Source organism: Providencia sp. UF-183, from assembly GCF_058246155.1.
Genome location: NZ_JBSICD010000005.1, coordinates 95,540 through 115,165 on the forward strand (window position 1 = coordinate 95,540; position 19,626 = coordinate 115,165).

Annotated in this window: 20 protein-coding genes; 6 read left to right on the forward strand and 14 right to left on the reverse strand. The window is 41.4% G+C overall.

Translation table 11 applies throughout. The features are described 5' to 3' along the window. Positions 1 to 5: 5 nt before the first annotated feature. Positions 6 to 497 (reverse strand): tRNA adenosine(34) deaminase TadA, encoded by a 492-nt coding sequence (tadA, locus tag AC4IFT_RS06065; RefSeq protein WP_490732187.1) that lies wholly within the window; start codon positions 495 to 497, stop codon positions 6 to 8. A gap of 98 nt (positions 498 to 595) precedes the next feature. After that, positions 596 to 1,240 carry a leucine efflux protein LeuE gene (gene leuE, locus AC4IFT_RS06070; RefSeq protein WP_490732188.1) on the reverse strand — a complete coding sequence of 215 codons (645 nt, stop codon included), beginning with the start codon at positions 1,238 to 1,240 and terminating at the stop codon, positions 596 to 598. A 532-nt stretch (positions 1,241 to 1,772) separates the two neighbouring features. Between leuE and AC4IFT_RS06075 the strand changes: the two genes are divergently transcribed. Further along, positions 1,773 to 2,033 (forward strand): YfhL family 4Fe-4S dicluster ferredoxin, encoded by a 261-nt coding sequence (locus tag AC4IFT_RS06075; RefSeq protein ID WP_490732189.1) that lies wholly within the window; start codon positions 1,773 to 1,775, stop codon positions 2,031 to 2,033. Between the two features lie 76 nt (positions 2,034 to 2,109). Here the strand turns inward: AC4IFT_RS06075 and acpS are convergent, their stop codons facing one another. From acpS to rpoE, 11 genes are all read right to left on the reverse strand, one after another. After that, positions 2,110 to 2,505, reverse strand: coding sequence for a holo-ACP synthase (gene acpS, locus AC4IFT_RS06080; RefSeq protein WP_490732190.1), 396 nt, complete (start codon positions 2,503 to 2,505; stop codon positions 2,110 to 2,112). Next, positions 2,505 to 3,236 carry a pyridoxine 5'-phosphate synthase gene (gene pdxJ / locus AC4IFT_RS06085; RefSeq protein ID WP_490750845.1) on the reverse strand — a complete coding sequence of 244 codons (732 nt, stop codon included), beginning with the start codon at positions 3,234 to 3,236 and terminating at the stop codon, positions 2,505 to 2,507. Before pdxJ ends, acpS begins: the two co-directional genes overlap by 1 nt. A gap of 320 nt (positions 3,237 to 3,556) precedes the next feature. Next, positions 3,557 to 4,285 carry a DNA repair protein RecO gene (recO, locus tag AC4IFT_RS06090; RefSeq protein ID WP_490732192.1) on the reverse strand — a complete coding sequence of 243 codons (729 nt, stop codon included), beginning with the start codon at positions 4,283 to 4,285 and terminating at the stop codon, positions 3,557 to 3,559. An 11-nt stretch (positions 4,286 to 4,296) separates the two neighbouring features. Beyond that, positions 4,297 to 5,205 carry a GTPase Era gene (era, locus tag AC4IFT_RS06095; protein ID WP_219246923.1) on the reverse strand — a complete coding sequence of 303 codons (909 nt, stop codon included), beginning with the start codon at positions 5,203 to 5,205 and terminating at the stop codon, positions 4,297 to 4,299. Then, positions 5,202 to 5,882 (reverse strand): ribonuclease III, encoded by a 681-nt coding sequence (gene rnc / locus AC4IFT_RS06100; RefSeq protein WP_206082511.1) that lies wholly within the window; start codon positions 5,880 to 5,882, stop codon positions 5,202 to 5,204. The genes era and rnc overlap by 4 nt, the downstream gene beginning before the upstream one ends. Before the next feature lie 303 nt (positions 5,883 to 6,185). Further along, the gene (lepB, locus tag AC4IFT_RS06105; RefSeq protein ID WP_353243423.1) at positions 6,186 to 7,151 is read right to left on the reverse strand and encodes a signal peptidase I; all 966 of its coding nucleotides are present in this window, start codon (positions 7,149 to 7,151) and stop codon (positions 6,186 to 6,188) included. 17 nt (positions 7,152 to 7,168) lie between these two features. After that, positions 7,169 to 8,965, reverse strand: a complete 1,797-nt coding sequence (gene lepA, locus AC4IFT_RS06110) for a translation elongation factor 4 (RefSeq protein ID WP_490732422.1) — start codon at positions 8,963 to 8,965, stop codon at positions 7,169 to 7,171. A gap of 385 nt (positions 8,966 to 9,350) precedes the next feature. After that, positions 9,351 to 9,815, reverse strand: coding sequence for a SoxR-reducing system protein RseC (gene rseC / locus AC4IFT_RS06115; RefSeq protein ID WP_490732195.1), 465 nt, complete (start codon positions 9,813 to 9,815; stop codon positions 9,351 to 9,353). 3 nt (positions 9,816 to 9,818) lie between these two features. Further along, positions 9,819 to 10,769 carry a sigma-E factor regulatory protein RseB gene (rseB, locus tag AC4IFT_RS06120; RefSeq protein ID WP_490732196.1) on the reverse strand — a complete coding sequence of 317 codons (951 nt, stop codon included), beginning with the start codon at positions 10,767 to 10,769 and terminating at the stop codon, positions 9,819 to 9,821. Next, positions 10,769 to 11,392, reverse strand: a complete 624-nt coding sequence (gene rseA / locus AC4IFT_RS06125) for an anti-sigma-E factor RseA (RefSeq protein WP_490732198.1) — start codon at positions 11,390 to 11,392, stop codon at positions 10,769 to 10,771. The genes rseB and rseA overlap by 1 nt, the downstream gene beginning before the upstream one ends. 59 nt (positions 11,393 to 11,451) lie before the next feature. Then, positions 11,452 to 12,030 carry an RNA polymerase sigma factor RpoE gene (rpoE, locus tag AC4IFT_RS06130; protein WP_219246909.1) on the reverse strand — a complete coding sequence of 193 codons (579 nt, stop codon included), beginning with the start codon at positions 12,028 to 12,030 and terminating at the stop codon, positions 11,452 to 11,454. A gap of 393 nt (positions 12,031 to 12,423) precedes the next feature. Between rpoE and nadB the strand changes: the two genes are divergently transcribed. Beyond that, positions 12,424 to 14,019 carry an L-aspartate oxidase gene (gene nadB, locus AC4IFT_RS06135; protein ID WP_490750846.1) on the forward strand — a complete coding sequence of 532 codons (1,596 nt, stop codon included), beginning with the start codon at positions 12,424 to 12,426 and terminating at the stop codon, positions 14,017 to 14,019. A gap of 35 nt (positions 14,020 to 14,054) precedes the next feature. Here the strand turns inward: nadB and trmN are convergent, their stop codons facing one another. Then, complete coding sequence (gene trmN / locus AC4IFT_RS06140; RefSeq protein ID WP_490750847.1) at positions 14,055 to 14,789, reverse strand: tRNA(1)(Val) (adenine(37)-N(6))-methyltransferase TrmN; 735 nt, start codon at positions 14,787 to 14,789, stop codon at positions 14,055 to 14,057. Between the two features lie 155 nt (positions 14,790 to 14,944). On the opposite strand from trmN, the gene AC4IFT_RS06145 reads away from it, so the two are divergent. From AC4IFT_RS06145 to srmB, 4 genes are all read left to right on the forward strand, one after another. Continuing rightward, positions 14,945 to 15,676 (forward strand): IclR family transcriptional regulator, encoded by a 732-nt coding sequence (locus AC4IFT_RS06145; protein ID WP_490732204.1) that lies wholly within the window; start codon positions 14,945 to 14,947, stop codon positions 15,674 to 15,676. A 2-nt stretch (positions 15,677 to 15,678) separates the two neighbouring features. Further along, a complete protein-coding gene (gene hutG / locus AC4IFT_RS06150; protein WP_490750848.1) occupies positions 15,679 to 16,596 on the forward strand; it encodes a formimidoylglutamase in 918 nt (305 codons plus the stop codon). A 302-nt stretch (positions 16,597 to 16,898) separates the two neighbouring features. After that, a complete protein-coding gene (gene gltS, locus AC4IFT_RS06155; RefSeq protein ID WP_490732208.1) occupies positions 16,899 to 18,104 on the forward strand; it encodes a sodium/glutamate symporter in 1,206 nt (401 codons plus the stop codon). A gap of 180 nt (positions 18,105 to 18,284) precedes the next feature. After that, positions 18,285 to 19,622, forward strand: coding sequence for an ATP-dependent RNA helicase SrmB (gene srmB / locus AC4IFT_RS06160; RefSeq protein WP_490732210.1), 1,338 nt, complete (start codon positions 18,285 to 18,287; stop codon positions 19,620 to 19,622). Positions 19,623 to 19,626: the final 4 nt, after the last annotated feature.

Genomic DNA, 19,626 nt, shown 5'->3' on the forward strand with positions numbered 1-19,626 from the left:
AAGCGCTAATTTTGTTGGCGCTTTTGTTCTTTTTTCTGTGCTCTGCGCATTTTAAAAAAAGCACTCAGCATTGAAGAACACGCGTCTTCTAAAATTCCGCCAGTGACTTCCACATAGTGGTTTAGCCCTGCTTGTTCCATGATATTGATGTAAGAACCACAAGCCCCTGTTTTGAAGTCTTTTGCGCCATAGACAACACGACCAATACGGCTATGGATCATCGCGCCAGCGCACATTATGCAAGGCTCTAAAGTGACATACAACGTGGTATCAAGCAGACGGTAATTGCTCAACGTTTGCCCTGCTTGTTGCAAAGCCATAATTTCTGCATGAGCAGTCGGGTTATGGTCGATAATCGAACGATTCCAACCAGAGGCAATTAACTGATTATCTTTAACTAACAATGCACCAACTGGGATCTCGCCAACATCTTGCGCTTTCAATGCAAGTTCAAGGGCTTGCTTCATCCAATATTCATCAATTTCTATTTGCGTCACTCTTACCTCTGGGCAATTAACTCGAAAGCTAATTATTACCAAATGTCAGAGTGACTGCAATTTTAAATCTTAGTCTGGTGGTTAATTCACCTTACACACTAATTACTCAATGCAAGTTTTGCGGCAAAGCCCATAAAGAAGGCACCAACGGTACAATTTCCCAATTTTGCGAGAATTTTTTTCTCACGTAAAAACTTAGCAATTAAATAACCACTAAAAATCAGTATGCTTAAATATAAAAAGCTGACTAACTCTAAGATTGTAGCCAACACAAGGTATGGCACCCATGCATTTGCATAGTTAAAATCAACAAACTGAATAAAAAACGAAATATAAAACAAAATCGCTTTTGGATTTGTCAGACTTAACACCAAAGCACGCACAAAATGATTTTCTGATTTAGTTGCCACAGCAGCCTCTTCACTCTCACCCTGTGACTTGCGCTTTAATGTGCCATATAAAATTTTACAGCCTAGATATAAAAGATAAGCCGCGCCAAGATAGCGAACAATCATAAAAAGGGTTGGTGAAGCTTTAATCACGGATGCTACGCCGATAAAGGATAAAAAAATCAATATAGCATCACCGGCAAAGACCCCAAGCGCAGCTCGATAGCCATACCGAGCACCACTAGAGGTACTCGTTTTAAGCACATAAATTGAGTTAGGCCCTGGCACAATAATAATGAAGACTAACCCAGCAAGGTAAGTCCAGAAGTTAAGAACCCCGAGATTTTCGAACATGTTTACGTTCCTTTATATTTTTTTATTATTACTACCATAGATTCAGCTATTTGTGAACAATATCTAAATTTGGTTTTTCATATAAAAAACAACATGTTAAATAAAACCCCAAAGGATACCACTTTAATTCATTTAACCACAGAATTTATAAAATGAAATTTCTTTCAAAAGAGATAATTATAAAAATCTTTTTTGATAGTCGAGTAAACTTAAATACAATTTCAGTACAGCGTCTAATTACATCACGATATTTATAATCTCTTGTTATCATGATATTAATCATGGATGAAATCGAGTATTGGTGTAATTTATTCGACTCCGCAGCTCAGGACGTTTAAAATAGACTTATTACTACGGAACCTAAACACACCGACTAATACATCGTTTACATGTAAAATGTAGTGGTTCTGTATTACAACCTTCTGCTTTTCAATACGAAATATAGCTTAAGTAAAATCTAAACTGGAAGTAACGAATAGGTGCAAGATATAAGTTACTGATTATTAACTTAATTGAATGCAAGTTATTATAAATGGCACTGTTAATTACCAAAAAATGTATCAATTGCGATATGTGCGAACCCGAATGCCCTAATGACGCAATTTTTATGGGCGCTGAAATTTATGAAATCGACGCAAAACTATGTACCGAATGCGTTGGTCACTATGATAAACCGACATGCCAGTCAGTTTGCCCTATAACAAACACCATCATTACTGATCCTCAGCATATTGAAACTGAAGAACAATTGTGGGATAAGTTCGTCGCAATACACCATGCTGATAAAATTTAGGCTTATCGCCCACCCACACTTCATTTTGATTCTTAACGCTGCCAGATATAGCACTGACAGCGTTATGCCTTACCCGTTAGGCAGACTCGCCAAGGCGTTCTATGATCACCGTCGCTGACGCATAATGTCGCTCATCAGTGATAGAGACATGGAAACAGGTTGCATTCAAACTGTTAGCTAGCTTTAATGCTTCGCCCTTTAAATGCAGCAATGGCTTACCTAGTTCATCATTTGTCACTTCAAATTGGTTAAAAGCCAGACCATTACGGATCCCCGTCCCTAACGCTTTAGCGGCGGCTTCTTTAACTGCAAAGCGTTTTGCCAAAAAACGAGCTGGTTTTGCTTGCTGTTGATATTGCAAAAACTCTTTTTCAGTCAAAATTCGCTTTGCTAAGCTATCGCCAGTGCGTTCAATAACCGACTCAATGCGTGTTATTTCGACGATATCCGTTCCTAACCCAACAATTGCCATTATTTGCGCGCTTCTAACATGATTTTTTTCATATCGGCAACCGCCTGTGCCAATCCACTAAATAGAGCACGACCAATAATGGCATGACCAATATTTAGCTCATAAATTTCAGGCAACTGCGCAATGCGCTGAACGTTATGGTAAGTCAAACCATGCCCTGCATTGACCTTGATACCTTTACCCGCAGCGTAAGTGACGCCATCGCGAATACGGCGAAACTCTAACTCTTGTTCCTGTTCCGTTTTGGCATCCGCATATGCCCCTGTATGGATTTCAATAAATGGAGCCCCACATTCCTGTGCAGCATCAATTTGTGCATGGTCAGCATCAATAAAGAGAGAGACTAAGATACCTGCTTCCGTTAAGCGCTTCACTGCATCTGCCACTTTTTGCTTTTGACCTGCAACATCCAAGCCCCCTTCAGTGGTGACTTCCTCACGCTTCTCCGGAACAAGGCAACAAAATGCAGGTTTAATTCGACACGCAATATCAACCATTTCCTCTGTCACTGCCATTTCAAGGTTCATGCGCGTTTGTATTGTTTCGTTGAGTAGCGCAACATCCCTATCCGTAATATGGCGGCGGTCCTCACGTAAATGTACGGTGATACCATCTGCGCCTGCTTGTTCAGCAACAAATGCGGCCTGTACAGGGTCGGGATACTGTGTTCCTCTTGCATTTCTGACTGTCGCAATGTGGTCAATATTAACGCCTAATAAAAGCTCTGCCATTTTATACTCCCTTCAATAAACGGTAACCGATATTTCAATGCCACTATCCTACTGTAATTTTCAAGGTTCGGGGAATAAATCTCATATCATTCGAGGCAAATTCCAAAACAGCTAGGTTATTGCATGTAAGGGACAAAATTTTTGCGAAGCGCTTCGTAAACTTTATGATGAGGCGCAAAACTTAGTGGTTTAACACCATAAAATTAGGTACAACAAACACAGTTGAACGCGATAAGTTAGAAAGGATAAGCAGGAAAACATAAAAAAGGACTCAAACAAAACATAGCAGCTAATATATAAATAAAATCAATAATGAAAAATTAGTTTGATTTGTTTGAAGTGGCGGGTGAAACAGTAAATTGCCTAAACAACTCTCTGCTTTTTAGTGGTTTACCACCTAAATAAGGTTTTAACGCGATGCGAGTGAAACGCTTAGCGGCCTTTAAGGTGTCAGCATCAGGGAAATCACGACTTGCGAGTGCTTTTAATTGTTTGCCCGTAAAACTGAGTTGGTCAACAACTAAACTGCCTATAAAGCCTTTTTCCTCTCGGTAACGGTACGTCATTGTGTCAGAAACAGCTTCCCCGCTACCTGCACAATGTAAGAAGTCAACGCCATAACCCAGGTAAGATAGCAACGCCAGCTCAAACTGACGTAAGGCAAACTCAGGAGTGCGCTCGCTCGCAGCTAAGACTTGTAAGCATGAAAGGTAATCAAAAAATAGCGCGGAATACGGCGTCCCAAACTCAAGTACACGTGCGGTTAATTCATTAAGATACAGACCGCTATAAAGGACAGTTCCACTCAGAGGAAGTGCCAACGAAACAGGGTCAGCATTGATTAGAGTTTTGATTTCACCTTTGCCGCTCCAACGGATTAGCAAAGGTGTGAAAGGCTGTAAACAGCCTCTTAAAGGAGAGCGATTTCGGCGGGCACCTTTAGCCAGTAAGCGAATTTTCCCTTCACCTTCAGTGAAGAAATCAAGTAACAAACTTGTTTCACTGTAAGGCCTTGAATGGAGTACAAACGCGCGTTGCCAACCACTCACTTCGCCACCTACTATTTTAGATCGTCAACATAACCCAGACTGCGTAATGCTCTTTCGTCATCCGCCCAGCCTGATTTAACTTTAACCCAAAGCTCGAGGTGAACTTTGTTATCAAACATGCGTTCCATGTCAATACGAGCTTCCGTACCGATGGTTTTCAGTTTGCTACCTTTGTTACCAATGACCATTTTCTTCTGGCCTTCGCGTTCAACAAGAATTAAGCCATTGATATGGTAAATACCCGTTTCAGTAACTTTAAATTGTTCAATTTCAACAGTAACGGAGTAAGGTAGTTCATCACCCAAGAAGCGCATTAACTTCTCACGGATCATTTCTGACGCCATAAAACGCTGAGAACGATCTGTAATATAGTCTTCCGGGAAGTGATGTGCTGCTTCCGGAATATGTTGCTTCACAATTTTAGCGATAGTATCCACGCCAGTGCCTTTTTCTGCACTGATTGGCACAACGTCTAAAAAATTCATTTTTTGGCTAATCGCGCCAATATGTGGCAATAAAACCGTTTTATCCGTCACGTTATCAATCTTATTGATAGCTAAAATGACAGGGCAACGTAAGCTTGATAACTTAGTCAGCACCATTTCATCGTCAGCGGTCCAGTTAGTACCTTCGACAACAAAAATAACCAGTTCAACATCACCGATCGAGCTTGATGCCGCACGGTTCATTAAACGGTTAATCGCACGTTTTTCTTCAATATGTAATCCTGGGGTATCAACATAGATAATTTGGTAATTATCTTCTGTGTGGATCCCCATAATACGATGGCGAGTCGTCTGTGGCTTTCTCGATGTAATCGAGACTTTTTGCCCCAGTAATTGATTTAATAATGTCGATTTACCGACATTCGGCCGTCCAACTATGGCAACGAAACCACAGTGGGATTGTAATTCACTCATTCAAGCTCCAAAATTTTCAATGCTTGCTCTGCTGCGGCTTGCTCTGCTTTACGGCGACTTGAACCAACACCATGGATGGGTTGTTCGATGCCACTCACTTGGCAGTGGATCGTAAACTCCTGATCATGAGCCTCACCTTTTACTTGAACTACTAAATAGTTCGGTAATGGTAAGTGACGCCCTTGCAGATATTCTTGTAACCGTGTTTTCGGGTCTTTTTGTTTATCACCCGGACTAATTTCAATTAGTCGGCTTTGATACCAATCTAAAATAATTCTTTCGATCGTCTGAATATCGCTGTCTAAGAAAATACCGCCAATCAGCGCTTCTACTGTATCAGCAAGAATAGATTCTCGGCGAAATCCACCACTTTTTAATTCCCCCGGACCTAAGCGTAAACATTCACCGAGTTCAAACTCACGAGCAATTTCTGCCAATGTATTCCCACGAACGAGTGTTGCACGCATCCGGCTCATATCACCCTCGTCCACTTTTGGAAAACGGTGATAGAGGTCATTTGCAATCACAAAACTTAAAATTGAATCCCCTAAAAACTCTAGGCGTTCATTATGTTTGCTACTTGCGCTTCTGTGTGTTAACGCTTGAATTAACAAATCATGTTGTTTGAATTGATAACCAAGCTTACGTTGTAATCTTTCTACTAAAGAGGGGTTCATGTGCGCCCAACCATTTTTATTTGATAAAAAAGCACACGCAACAGACCTGTAAAATAGTCTATTTTACAAAACTGTTGCGTTTGCACTGACTCCTTATCTACCCACATTTTTTGCAGCTCAGTAAAACTAATGATTTAAACTTTATTAGTTACAATGAGTTATAAAAGAAAGGAGTTATAATTGGGGAGCCAATAATATTAAGTAAATTATATTGTACACTGGGTAAAATAATAATGCTTCGGTTAATGCGGATTTTCAAATGAAAACCCGCACCTTCACTGCTGGCATATCCAATCTATGGAATTATAGTGGACCAATTCGACTAAAGCGAATGCCTGTTGGCCATTCGTTTTCTTGCTTATCGAGGCTTAACCAAATAAACACAGCTCGACCAACTAAATTTTGCTCCGGTACAAAGCCCCACATACGGCTATCAGAACTATTATCCCGGTTATCACCCATCATAAAATATTGTTTTTCAGGAACAATCCATTCGTTTAATGGCATACCTGGTTGTATATATTTTGCTTCAGTGATTGCTTGACGAATAATTAGGATTTGGTGTTCAACCGTACCTAATTTTTCGCTACGCTCATATTGTCTCAGTGCATTACGTGGTAATTCTTGATCCAATGGAACTTCATAGTTCCCTTTTTGGCTATCAACAACCGATGCAACGTCAAAAAACATTGTCCATTCACTCGGGTCCAATGGCCCATAAGTAATTGGTAAGTTTTCTGTGCATTTGTTATCAGCACAATTTGGGTAAATCGTCAGTTCTTTCGCATCCGGGTTATAAACAATTTTATCGCCCGGGAGGCCAATTACACGTTTAACAAAATCGACATTGGGGTCACGCGGGTATTTAAATACCGCAATATCACCACGTTTTGGTTTACCTGTTTCTATCAAGGTCGTTTGTGTAATAGGGTCTTTTAAACCATAAGCAAACTTCTCAACCAACATAAAGTCACCAACTAATAGCGTTGGCATCATTGACCCAGATGGTATTTGAAATGGCTCATAAATAAATGAGCGTACAATCAGTACAATAGCTAGAACAGGGAAAATAGATGTCCCTGTTTCTAGCCATGAAGGGCGGCGGACAGCATTCGCTACATCCGCCTCACTCACTGCACCATTTGTTGCATCCTGTAACTGCTTAAGTTTTGCTTTGCGCGCAGGCGCAAATTTAAACTTATCTAAACACCAAATAATCCCAGTGATTAAGGTTGCCAGTGTTAGGATCAAGGCAAAGGTGTTAGCCATTGAGACTCCTTGTAAACTTAGTTGTCTTTACCAACGTGCAATATAGCAAGGAACGCTTCTTGTGGTAGCTCAACGTTACCCACTTGTTTCATACGTTTCTTACCATCCTTTTGCTTCTGTAGCAGTTTCTTCTTACGGCTAACGTCACCACCATAACATTTGGCAAGTACGTTTTTACGCAGCTGTTTAACTGTAGAACGAGCAATAATATGGTTACCAATCGCGGCCTGAATCGCAATATCAAACTGCTGGCGCGGGATCAGTTCTTTCATTTTTTCAACTAACTCACGGCCTCGGTATTGTGAATTTGCACGGTGAGTAATTAACGCTAATGCATCAACACGTTCGTTATTGATAAGTACATCAACCCTAACCATATCTGATGGTTGGAAGCGTTTAAATGCATAATCCAATGAAGCATAACCACGAGATGTCGATTTCAAACGGTCAAAGAAATCCAGTACCACTTCAGACATTGGAATTTCATAAGTTAATGAAACTTGATTACCATGATAGACCATATTGGTTTGAACGCCACGTTTCTCAATACAAAGCGTAATCACGTTACCTAAGTATTCTTTAGGCATTAACATGTGGCACTCAGCGATTGGCTCACGCAGCTCTTCAATATTGTTTAATGCAGGCAGTTTTGATGGGCTATCTACATAAACAATTTCACCATTGGTCTGCTGAACTTCATACACTACCGTTGGTGCCGTGGTAATCAGGTCAAGATCGTATTCACGCTCTAAACGCTCTTGGATGATTTCCATGTGCAGTAAGCCAAGGAAACCACAACGGAAACCAAAACCTAAGGCAGTTGATGTTTCTGGCTCATAGAATAACGAAGCATCGTTTAAGCTAAGTTTACCCAGCGCATCACGGAAACCTTCGTAATCATCGGAACTCACAGGGAACAGACCGGCATAAACCTGTGGTTTGACTTTTTTAAAGCCCGGAAGTGCTTTTTCCGCAGGGTTACGAGCACCTGTTAAGGTATCCCCCACTGGCGCACCGGTGATGTCTTTAATCGCACAGACTAACCAGCCCACTTCGCCACAACTAAGTACATCACGGTCAACTTGTTTTGGTGTAAAAATACCAAGGCGGTCGGCGTTATAAACCTGCCCTGTACTCATGACTTTAACTTTGTCGCCTTTTTTCAGTGAACCGTTTTTAATACGAATCAATGAAACAACGCCTAAGTAGTTATCAAACCACGAGTCAATAATCAACGCTTGTAGAGGTGCATCCACATCACCAACAGGCGGTGGGATCTCTTTAACAAGACGTTCAATCACGTCCTGAACACCAATACCGGTTTTTGCAGAACAGCGAACTGCATCGTGGGCATCAAGACCAACGATGTCTTCAATCTCATCAGCGACACGTTCTGGGTCTGCCGCAGGTAAGTCAATCTTGTTTAAAACAGGAACGACTTCTAAATCCATTTCAATCGCGGTATAGCAGTTAGCGAGTGTTTGTGCTTCAACACCTTGCCCTGCATCGACAACTAAAAGCGCCCCTTCACACGCGGCAAGAGAACGCGAAACTTCATAAGAGAAGTCAACGTGGCCAGGAGTATCGATAAAGTTTAGTTGGTAGGTTTCACCATCAGAAGCTTTATAATCAAGCGTAACGCTCTGTGCTTTGATGGTAATCCCACGCTCACGTTCCAGATCCATTGAGTCTAGAACTTGCGCTGCCATTTCGCGATCCGTTAAACCACCACAAATCTGAATAATGCGGTCAGATAATGTGGACTTGCCATGGTCGATATGAGCAATGATAGAAAAGTTTCTTATATTATTGATTTTCAAGGTAATATCTTCTTTTAAATTGCCTTACAAAATCAGCTTTGTGCAAATATCGCGACAAAACTAAAATGCTATGATTATCACAAGATTGTTAATTAGCAGCATTTTACATATAAGACCCCGCTAACACAAAGATTCAATGTAAAACAACTGTAAACTTGTCAAAGGTTAATGAGTTAGAACACTAATTTAGCGCTAATTTAACCCTCAAAATACTCATTTATTACGAACAATAACGAGTTTCTTTTGATTCTTATCTCAAAAGAGACAGAAAAATCAATTAATTGGTTATTAAACTCAATAAACCACAAAAGGAAAACATTACGTTTTCCTCTTTTTTATCATGGTATCAAATAATGAATTGAATACAATCTATTGATATTTAGCAGTTAACCTGCACTGAAAGCTCAGAAGGTGGTAAACCTATTTGCAAGACGACAGGTTGAAATGCGTCATCATCACGCCAATGAGAAGCAAATTTCCGTGCGGTATAAAAGCCGATCACGCCACCTAACACACCAGAAACAGCCACTAAAAATTGGCTAAAATCAAACGATTGAGCTAATCCTGCAAAAATAAACAATCCTAAAATCGGTGTTAAATACACCAGCATTGCCGAACGAATTAAACTTCCTTCAGGAATACCAACTTCGATTTTTTGCCCTTCAACCAAAGGCTGTTCAATCGCAATTTCCAATTCATGTTCCGTGTTTGGTCCTATTTTACTCAGCGCATAAGAACCACACGTTTTACGAGCACCGCAACTTCCGCATCCTGATGAAGAACCATAACGTAGTAATGCTCTTCCGTTTTGCCAACGAATGACAGTTGCCCACTCTTTTACCATAACCTACTCCCGAAACTGAACACTACCTGCAATAACTTGTGCCGTTGGCAAAGGTAATTCACCAATTACAGTAATGACATTTTGCTTTTGTGTCATTGTATAAATTGAACGACGCCCATTTTGCATAGGTTGGTCTAACAATGGACCTTTCGCCGATTTCGTCACATTAACTGAGAAGGTAAATAACCCATCGCTGAACATTGCGCTTTCCACAACGTCGTCCTCACTTAATTTACGTATAGAACGCGATGTTTCTTCAAAACCAGGAGGAAGCATACCCACTTGCCATTTGAAGGATGGCGCTGCATTTTTAGGGTACACTAACAACGGCGGCATATTTACCTTACTCAGTGCAAGTAATGAATCATTTACTGTTTTACTGTCTAGCACTGTAGAGATAACCCGAAACTGCTCTAATGTTTGGCTGTTGTTATCCAGCAAATCAATACGTAATGGCAGTTTCGTTTCCTCATCAATTAATAGTACATAATTAAATCGAGAATTGTCTTTCGATATTATGCGGATCACTAAAGCAGGCCGATCACCGATATGTGTGCGCCCTGCATCAATAAAATTGTAGTACGGTTTTATCTGTTCATAATTAGCAAATAAAACAGAAGGTAAGTTATCAACGATATTTTTGCCATTTAAACTAAACGCATCGAAGCCAGGCTCAAAATAACTGATGCTGTTACCTTTTTGAACAATTTCCCTGCGAGATGAATCCATCTGTATCATTTGTGAAACAGGGATATTGTTAATAATTGCGTGGCGATATCTTACAGGTGTAATTGTTTGCGGACTGAAAGTCATAAATGACATTTCATAAGAGAGGTTTTGGGCAGCATTCCCCATTTCTTTAAAAAGAACATCGGCACCTATTTCAGATGCCGAAGCTTGATTAGAAATAATCAGGCTGCCCGTCAGGCAGATGACGGATAACCATTTTTTCATTATTTCAGCTTAACTCCTGCTTCGGATGCAGGTTGTTCAGATTGTTGATATTGCTGGTTCAGCATTGAACGTCTTTCAATTTCGTATTGTTGCAGCATCGCATTAATACGTTGATTTTGCTGCTCAACCTGTTGAAGTTGCTGTTCATTACCAAATAATTGGTTGTCTGAAATGTTCAAGCTCACAGGCGCGCCACTTCCAACAGGGATGGTATTAAACATTGGCTCATCAACCGTGGAATCAACAGCATTACTTTGATTGTATTGCTGTACACCCACAATAACGGCCAGTGAAACACATGCCGCAACACCAATTTGAGTTATTTGGCTTGCCCAAGGACGGATTTTACCCCAGAACGGGAAAGCACCCCAAGTCGCAGGTTCAGGCTGCGATTCGACAACTACCTGAGGATTAATACGCACAGCTTCATTCTCTAATGCTGCCGCAACTTTACTTGCAATATCAAAGTGCATGACATCGCCAGTATCATTACGCAGAGTATCACGAATAAGATGATAGCTCTCCCAACGTTGCTTTAACGTTGAATCACATGAAATGGCATTCACAAGCTCTAAATCTAGAGCCTCGCCATCCATCATTGCGGAAAGTTTCTCTCTTTGCATGCCCAATTACCTTCAGTTAATTGCATCACAATTATAATTAATCTGCTGATTTAATAGCATTAGTGCTGTTGAATCAGAGGTTGTACTTTATTATCAATCGCTTCCCTTGCCCTAAAAATGCGTGAACGTACAGTTCCTACCGGGCAATCCATAATTTCCGCGATTTCTTCATAGCTTAAACCATCAAGTTCACGGAGCGTGATTGCCATTCGTAAATCTTCAGGCAACGATTCGATGGTTTTGAAAACAACTTTCTTTAACTCTTCAGACAACATTAAGTTCTCTGGGTTCGAAATTTCTTTTAAAGCACCGGCACTCTCAAAGTTTTCAGCATCACTCGCTTCAAGATCTGACGCGGGAGGGCGTCTGTCTTGTGCGACTAAATAATTTTTAGCCGTATTGACCGCTATACGATAAAGCCAAGTATAAAATGCGCTGTCACCACGAAACGAGCCGATAGCACGATACGCTTTTATAAATGATTCTTGTGCCACATCAGGCACGTCCGCTTGCGGCACATAACGGGATACTAAGCTGGCAACTTTGTGCTGGTATTTAATTACCAGTAAGTTGAAAGCTTGTTGATCGCCTTTTTGTACCTTTTCAACCAATAATTGGTCTGTTAATTGCTCGCTCATTTCGGAAAGCATCTCCCGAATTCAGGCTGATAATATGTTGACTTGTTCATGTTCTCCCATCCTAAAGCAAGCACTACTTTGAGTTATAGAAACCATTGAAGTTCAATTTAATCTAAAAAAATAGTCAAAAATTTACAAAAGTGCTGTTTTTTCATTTTCGAAGATCCCAAAGATCCTCATTAAAACAATTGTGTACAAATTCCTGAAGGCCAAGAATACAGCATACGGATTTTGCAAATGAATGCTATAGCTATCACATTAATACAACATGAATAAGTAAATAGACCTAAGTCAAGATAGTGACTGTAAACCGCTACCCAGCAATAGTAATCGACAATCTGATAGGCTAACATAAAAAAACACACTACATACTATTATATACAGCAAACACACATGAACGGATCCACACAGCATTATACTGATATTTTAATCATTGGCAGTGGTGTCGCAGGACTATCCGCCGCCTTACGACTTGCCCCCTTTCATCAAGTCACCATTTTGAGTAAAAGTAGTCTTAGTGAAGGAGCGTCTTATTATGCCCAAGGTGGTATTGCCGCCGTATTTGATGATACCGACAGCATAGAGTCCCACGTCGAAGACACGCTTATTGCAGGTGCTGGCATCTGTCATAAAGAAGCCGTTGAATTTATCGCTTCAAACGCAAAGGATTGCGTACAGTGGCTTATCAAACAAGGGGTTCTATTTGACACTGAAATCTCAGAAAGTGGCGAAACTCAGTACCACTTAACCCGTGAAGGTGGTCACAGCCATCGTCGTATACTTCACCATGCCGATGCCACAGGAAAAGAAGTCGAAACCACCCTTGTTGACCTTGCTTTTGCTCACCCAAATATCCATATAAAAGAACGCTATAACGCCGTTGACCTAATCCTATCCGAAAGCGAAGCACCTTCACGTATTTTAGGTGCTTATGTTTGGAATCGACAACAAGAGCAGGTTGAAACGATCCGTGCCAAAACCGTTATTTTGGCAACAGGTGGCGCAGCAAAAGTCTATCAATACACCACGAACCCAGACATTTCGTCAGGAGATGGTATCGCCATGGCATGGCGGGCAGGTTGCCGCGTTGCTAACTTAGAATTCAACCAATTTCACCCTACGTGTTTATTTCACCCACAGGCACGAAACTTTTTACTTACCGAAGCATTACGCGGTGAAGGTGCCTATTTAAAACGCCCTGATGGTAGCCGTTTTATGCCTGATTATGACGAACGCGAAGAACTCGCGCCTCGTGACATTGTTGCCCGGGCCATTGACCATGAAATGAAACGCCTTGGTGCAGACTGCATGTACCTTGATATCAGCCATAAGCCAACCGATTTTGTGCAGCATCATTTCCCAACCATTTATGCCAAGCTTATGACGCTAGGGTTAGACATCACCAAAGAGCCTATCCCTATCGTGCCTGCGGCGCATTATACCTGTGGAGGGGTGATTGTTAACCAAACGGGTATGACCGATATCGCTAACTTATATGCCATTGGTGAAGTCAGCTATACTGGCTTACACGGTGCGAACCGTATGGCATCTAATTCATTGTTGGAATGCCTTGTGTACGGCTGGTCAGCAGCAGAAAATATCAAATCAACACTGCAAAATATTGATGAAGTGCCGCACTTACCTGAGTGGGATGAAAGCCGAGTACATAATTCAGATGAACAAGTCGTAATCCAACATAACTGGCATGAATTACGCTTGTTTATGTGGGACTACATGGGGATTGTGAGAACAACGAAACGTCTCGAACGCGCACTTCGTCGCATTCATTTATTGCAGCAAGAAATTCACGACTATTATGCTAACTTCCGTATTTCCAATAACTTACTGGAGCTACGAAATCTTGTGCAAGTTGCAGAATTAATGGTGCGATGTGCTTTGGAGCGCAAAGAAAGCCGAGGGCTGCATTACACATTAGACTATCCCGATATGTTAGAAAATTCAGGACCAACTATTTTAAAACCGGAATAAGCCACAAAACCAACGGGATAATCATTCCGTTGGTTTTAATATTTAAGATAAAACGGCTGGATCAATGTACGAAAATCTTCAGTATATTCGCCGTTTTGTGCTTTTAGCGCTAAATTGCTCACCTGAGCGTGTGAATTCACCAATCGCAAGCCTAATAACATACGGTGAAATGGTGTTGTAGGTTTATCACTCACATTGACTCTCAGCACTGTAAACCACCCGCCATCTTCAGCCATGGCTTGCACTTTTTCACCAACTTCATACGGTAATACTAAGCAAAACAGCCCATTTTCCTTTAAACAACGCTGTGCACATTTTAATAATACGTCATGAGTTAATGCACTTGTGTAACGCGCTTGCTCACGCTGTTCATCTCTGCACGCCACCGCAGGTTCGAAATAAGGCGGATTACTCACAATCAAATCATATTGCGTGTGTGAATGCTGACTATAGTGGATAATATCCTGATTAATAATATTTAATCGCTTCGTCCAAGGTGATTCAGCAAAATTTGCTTCGGCTTGATGTGCCGCTTGCACGTCTAACTCAACCGCATCAATCTGTGCATTTTGTTGGCGCTGCGCTAACATTAGCGCAACTAACCCACTCCCGCTGCCAATATCCAATGCAGATTGAACATCATCAACAGGCACCCACGCTCCTAACAAAACGCCATCAGTGCCCACTTTCATTGCACACTGGTCATGGGCCACAAAAAACTGTTTAAATGTAAACCCACCCTTTCGGTGTTTTTTTTTCTGCTCGTTCATCCACACACTCTGTTTATCTAAGTCTTACTATTTTCTCATATTGAGCAAATAAAAGTCATCGTTTAACCTATTTGCTACAATATAATTCTTGCAATATGAGAATTATATTTGAGACGTAAAAATTTTACTGTTAAGTTCGAAAAAAAGGAGATGCGATGAACAGCATTAATAGAACCTTAGATGTCTTGTCTTACATCACAAGTTGCGCATCCCCAGTGACGCCACAGGTTATTTCAACCGCATTGGATATTCCATTATCAACGGTTTATCGCTTGCTAACAATTCTCATAGATTGGGAATTCGTTTCTCATGCAAAGCAGTATGGTACTTATTGCGTCGGCTCGCAGAGTATCAAAAACCACGAAAAATACTATCACCATAGTTTATTGATGGAAGCCACTAAATCAGAGCTTCAATCATTAGCAAAAAAAACACGCGAAACCGCAGCGATTATTACCTCAAATCTGCGAGAAACAATTTGTGTAGACATGATTGAAAGTGAACAAGCCTTGCGCTGCTCATTTATCATCGGTCGCGGTAATACCCTTATCAAGGGCGCCAGTGCCAAAACATTGTTGGCTTTTCACCAAACACAATACCAAGAACAAGTGTTTGAGATACATGCAAAACAACTAATTTCTGACGTAGATAAGCTGAAGTTACAACAAGATCTACAACAGATCCGCAAGCAAGGTTATGGCACATCAACCAGTGAGATTGATGAGGGTGTATTTGGTGCTTCGGCACCTATCTTTAAAGGAAATGATGTACTAGCAGTTGTTTCTGTTATGGCACCTGAATTTCGTTCAACTCACCGTATTGACGAGCTAATTATGCACACACGTCAAGCGGCGGATAACATCACTAAATTGATTAATTTGGAGTAACTATGACACAACCTTTCCAATGGCAAGGGCGCACGGATGGTGAAACACAAGAACATTTGCGTATTCATCAAGTCATTAACAAAGTTTCACCTGTACAATTTACGTTGATAGGCTTTGCCTCCGATGAGGGTGTTAGGCGCAATAAAGGCCGTCAAGGGGCTAAAGCTGGTCCTGATGCCATTCGCCGCCAACTTGCTGGATTACCTATCCACCAGCCACTAGCGATTAAAGATATGGGAACCGTAAGTTGTGATGATGGCAACCTTGAAGCTGCACAACGTCGTTTATCCGATAAAATTATTGAAAGCCTAACCGCAAATGAGCACCCGATTATTTTAGGGGGTGGTCATGAAGTTGCCTTTGCCAGCTTCCAAGGGCTATTTGATTATGTCGAACAAAATCAATCAGGTAAAACCATTGGTATTATCAATTTTGATGCCCATTTTGATTTACGTGAAGCACCTGAAGCAACCTCCGGCACGCCTTTTTTGCAATCTGCACATTTATGTGAAAAACATCAACGCCCATTCCATTACCTGTGTTTGGGCATCGCTGATCATGGCAACACCAAGGTGCTATTCGATACCGCAGACCGCTTAGGCTGCCAATACATTCGTGACAAACAACTGAGTTTTTCACAACTTCCACAAGCCATTAAGCAACTCCAAGCATTTATTGATACCGTTGATTATTTATATGTCACGGTGGATTTAGATGTGTTCTCTGCTGCTATTGCCCCTGGTGTTAGCGCCCCTGCACCTAAAGGTATCTCTACTGAAACATTTGATGAGCTTTTTGCCATCATTAAAGGCAGCAAAAAAATCGCCCTCTTCGATATCGCAGAGTGCAATCCTGAATTTGACATTGACAACCACACCACCAAGCTCGCGGCTTATTTGATTTACCAATATTTATTCTAATAAAACAACACAACAATTCGACTGATAAATAAAAATTACCTTTATAGCAACTCAGTAACAATGCCATAAAAATAATACATTGATGAGTTGTAGATGACATGAAATTTGTATGTCATCACTAGTTTACACAGAAATGCTGAACTTTGATTTCAAAGTCTTTTTATGCCTTTAGATTTCAAGTTACAGCTAGGCGGCAAGCTGGGTTATCCCTAGGAGCATACTGGAGTATGTGACTAGGGTGAGCCAGAGAAGCCAACAACGCTGTAGCTAGAAAGATAAAGGTATAACACAAAGGGAAACTTATGATTCTACACCTAGACGCACTATCCACCTTATTCCTCACCGTCATCTGCCTCCTCATGGGCATCCACTTAAAAAAGCGCATTGAGTGGTTACAACGGTTTTGTATCCCATCTCCTGTAATTGGTGGATTTTTAGTGAGTTTAATCATTTGGGGATTGAAATCATTCAACCTCGCCGAAATCAATTTCGACACCAGTTTACAAACCTTCTTGATGGTCGCATTCTTCACCACGATAGGTATTGATGGCAGCTTCCGCATTCTCAAAACAGGTGGTCGCTTATTATTTATGTACCTATTTATTTGCTGGTTTGTGGTGATTTTCCAAGACACCTTTGGTGCAGGGTTAGCGCACTTATTAGGCATCGAACCCGTTATTGGCATTATGGCTGGAGGCGTATCTCTTACTGGCGGTCATGGTGGAGCAGCCGCCTTTGGTGGTATGGCAGAAGGGCTTGGCGTACAATCGGCGACAGTTGCCGCCATTGCCGCAGCCACCTTTGGTTTGATTACAGGCAGCTTATTAGGCGGCCCAATCGCCACCTATCTAATCAAAAAATTCAACGTTCGCATTCAAGCAGACGATCAAGTCGAAAAAATTCAAGTGCCTGAAACTATTGCAGGGAAAATTGAATCTATTGATGCGCATGCTTTCTTAAAAATGCTCGCCTTGATCTTAGGGATCATGGTGATTGGCCAATTTGCTTCTGCGCAGTTTACCAAAGCCACTGGTTTTTCATTGCCTAGCTATGTTGGTGCGATGATCATTGCGATTGTCATTCGTAATATCAATGATCAGGTCGAATTATTTCGTATCAACCAAAAATCTATCGACCTGATTTCTGAAGTCTCGCTAGGCCTGTTCTTAACCATGGCCATGATGTCACTGAAGATTTGGGAATTAAAAGCTGTGGCACTTCCACTCTTCACCATTTTATTGGCACAAGTTATCGTTTTAATTCTACTCGTCGTCTTTGTGATCTTTAGATTGTTAGGGAAAAACTATGACGCAGCCGTCATGTGTGCAGGCCTAATGGGTCACGGTTTAGGTGCGACACCCAATGCCATGGCGAATATGTCATCCGTGTGTGAGCGCTATAAACAGGTTTCCATGAAAGCCTTTATGATTGTGCCGCTAAGCGGTGCAGTACTCATCGACTTAGTGGGGATCCCATACCATACTTGGTTGATTAATATGCTTAGCTAATAAATATATAAAAGAGGAGAGTTTCGACTCTCCTTATTTCTTTTGCCATTTTGCTGATATTTCCTCGAGTTACCACTCCCTGTCAGACCTGAAAACAGTTACACTGGTGAAAAGCGGATTTTTTCAGGTGAACAATTTTGCTAACCTGTTTATAATCAGCGCCCCAAATAGAGGTATATCATGACTGCATCCACTTTTTCTGAACTTGATCTCGATGAGAGCTTAATTGACGCGCTGTCAGACAAAGGCTATCAACGTCCCACTGCTATCCAAGCTGCTGCTATTCCAGCCGCAATGGATGGTCGTGATGTTTTAGGTTCAGCCCCAACAGGAACAGGTAAAACTGCGGCATTCTTACTGCCAGCAATTCAACATTTACTTGATTTCCCAAGAAAAAAATCAGGGCCACCACGCGTTCTGATCGTCACCCCTACCCGTGAATTAGCCATGCAGGTTGCTGACCAAGCAAAAGAATTATGTGCACATAATCACCTAGACATTGCAACAATCACTGGCGGTGTTGCCTATATGAATCACGCTGAAATTTTCAGCGAAAACCAAGATATCGTTGTTGCCACCACAGGTCGTTTATTACAGTACATTAAAGAAGAAAATTTTGACTGCCGTGCCGTTGAAATTTTGATCCTTGATGAAGCTGACCGCATGTTAGATATGGGCTTTGCGAACGATATTGAAACCATTGCAGGCGAAACACGCTGGCGCAAACAAACCATGCTATTTTCTGCAACCCTTGAGGGTGAAGCCATTCGTGACTTTGCAGAGCGTTTGCTGGAAAATCCAATTGAAATTGACGCAGACCCATCTCGCCGCGAACGTAAAAAAATTCAGCAATTTCATTACCGTGCAGATAATCTCGAACACAAAACAGCACTACTTTGCCACTTACTTAAGCAAAAAGATGTGACAAAAGCGATTGTGTTCGTCCGCAAACGTGAACGCTTACGTGAACTGGTTCAGTGGCTACGAGAAGCGGGCATCGAGCCTTGTTATCTTGAAGGTGAAATGCCCCAAGCTAAACGTAACGAAGCTGTTCGTCGTCTTGTTGATGGCCAAGTGAAAGTTCTTGTTGCGACCGATGTCGCATCCCGTGGTTTAGACATCGATAATGTCAGCCATGTTTTTAACTTTGACTTACCAATAACGGCTGATGTTTACCTGCATCGTATCGGCCGTACAGGCCGCGCTGGTCGTAAAGGTACAGCAATTTCTTTAGTTGAAGCACATGACTTCCCATTATTGGGTAAAATTACACGTTACATTGAAGACCCAATCAAAGTGCGTGTAATCGATGACTTGCGCCCAACGACAAAAGCCCCGTCTGAAGCGATGTTAAATAAGCCTAAACCGTCGAAAAAAGTGCTTGCAAAGCGCAAAGAAAAGAAAAAAGAAGAACAAACGAAGAAAAAAGAAAAAGTACGCCATCGCGATAAGAAAAATATTGGGAAACGTCGTACTCCGGTTAATCCTGCTGCATCAGCGACTAGCGATAAATCGTAATAAT